Annotated in this window: 3 protein-coding genes; 1 reads left to right on the top strand and 2 read right to left on the bottom strand. The window is 65.3% G+C overall.

Going from position 1 to position 1,605, the window contains the following annotated elements:
• The coding region (locus AOZ13_RS13550) for a TCP-1/cpn60 chaperonin family protein (RefSeq protein ID WP_394324684.1) at window positions 1-591 on the bottom strand (591 nt) is incomplete at its 3' end.
• 115 nt (window positions 592-706) lie between these two features.
• Window positions 707-928 (bottom strand): TRAM domain-containing protein, encoded by a 222-nt coding sequence (locus AOZ13_RS13545; protein ID WP_044958295.1) that lies wholly within the window; start codon window positions 926-928, stop codon window positions 707-709.
• Between the two features lie 89 nt (window positions 929-1,017).
• Between AOZ13_RS13545 and AOZ13_RS13540 the strand changes: the two genes are divergently transcribed.
• Window positions 1,018-1,257: a hypothetical protein gene (locus AOZ13_RS13540; RefSeq protein WP_020222607.1), complete on the top strand. Its 240-nt coding sequence runs from the start codon at window positions 1,018-1,020 to the stop codon at window positions 1,255-1,257.
• The last annotated feature ends 348 nt before the right edge of the window (window positions 1,258-1,605 follow it).

The raw sequence follows: 1,605 nt of genomic DNA, 5'->3' as shown, positions 1-1,605 counted from the left end.
GACCGTGGATCCGTCCTTGGCCTCGACGGAGACGGCGCGCAGCGCCTCGTAGAGGAGTCCGGAGAGCTGCTCCTTGTCGATCTCCGCGCTCTTGCCCGTCATGGAGGTCTCGGCGACGGAGCGCACGAGCTCTTCGTCGTCGGGGTCGACGTCGACGGCCTCCTCGTCGACGAACTCGCGGGCCTTCTCGCTCGCGAGGTTGTACCCCTTGATGACCGCGGTCGGGTGGATGTCCTGCTCGAGGAGGTCCTCGGCGTTCTTGAGGAGTTCGCCCGCGATGGCGACGGCGGTCGTCGTGCCGTCGCCGGCCTCGTCCTCTTGGGTCTCGGCGACCTCGACGATCATTTCGGCCGTCGGGTTGTCGATGTCCATCTTCTCGAGGATGGTGACGCCGTCGTTCGTGATCGTGACGTCACCCATGTCGTCCACGAGCATCTTGTCCATCCCCTTCGGGCCGAGGGTGGAGCGTACGGCGTCCGCGACGGCGCGCGCCGCGGAGATGTTGTGTTCTTGCGCGTCCTTGTCCTTCACGCGCTGTGCGTCGTCGCCCATGATGACCATCGGCTGGCCCTGCATACGTCGCTGAGACATCGTCACCAGATGGATTGTTTGTCCTTCTATATAAAATTTTCTCTGGCAGGCGGTCCCAACGACCGAGAGAGCGTCCGATGGGCCGAAATCGTGCGAGGTCTTGTCGTGGTTCGAGCTACTCGACGTCCGCCTCGTGTTCGATGAGATCCGCCACCGCGAACTCGTCCTGCACGGTGTCGATTTCGACGCGGACCTGATCGCCCATCTTCGCGTCGGGCACGAGGACGACGAAGTCCTCGACGTGCGCGATGCCGTCGCCCTCTTCACCGATGTCCTCGATGTCTACGACGTACTCGTCGCCCGTTTCGACGGGAACCGGCGTGTCATCTGCCGACATACTCGCCTCGTCGCTCGCCACCCGAAAGAACGCTGGGGCCGCGCCGCGTCGCCACCACTCCTTTGCCGGCGCGCGACGACGACGCCAGTATGGCCACGCTCACCAGCGAGGACGAGGGCAAGATCCTCGTCGACATCGAGGGCGAGGAGTTCGGCGTCGTGACCGAAGTCGAATCCAACACCGCGTGGGTCGACCCCGACCCCGGACTCGGCGAGGCCGCCCTCGCCGCCTTCGGGTGGAGCGAGAAGGGCGAGGACGACTACACCGTCGGAGGCGAGGTGGTCGACACCGTCACCGAGGGCGAGATCCGCGTCGACGCCGACCTGTAAGGGTGCGACGCGTTTCCTCCTCGCCGAGATCTGTCTCGTCCCTACGGTGACGAGGACTACGAGACGTTGGTACGAGTCGTGCGAGGTGCACGGAGACGGTTTCGGAAATTCGGGCCGAACTACGCGGCCAGCGTCCGGCGACCGAGTGGTCCGGAGTCCACACGAGCGACGCGAGTGCGGGCACGCGAGAACTCCGTTCTCGCGCAGAGCCCGGACGGTCGCCGGTTCACTCGCGCGCTAGCGCGAGGCCGACGAGCCACCGACGGTGGCGAGGACGGCTTTTGGTCGAGCTTTTGCTAACGAGCGTAGCGAGTGCAGCAAAAGGTCGAACGCCGGGACTGGGATTTG

The organism is Halarchaeum acidiphilum MH1-52-1, from assembly GCF_000474235.1.
GTDB lineage: Archaea > Halobacteriota > Halobacteria > Halobacteriales > Halobacteriaceae > Halarchaeum > Halarchaeum acidiphilum.
Note: the sequence above shows the minus strand (reverse complement) of the source record. Positions and strands in the feature narration are given on the sequence as shown.

Excerpts from the sequence above, each read along its gene's own strand:
- AOZ13_RS13540 (WP_020222607.1), top strand. The coding sequence starts at position 1,018 with ATGGCCACGCTCACCAGCGAGGACGAGGGCAAGATCCTCGTCGACATC.
- AOZ13_RS13545 (WP_044958295.1), bottom strand. The coding sequence starts at position 928 with ATGTCGGCAGATGACACGCCGGTTCCCGTCGAAACGGGCGACGAGTAC.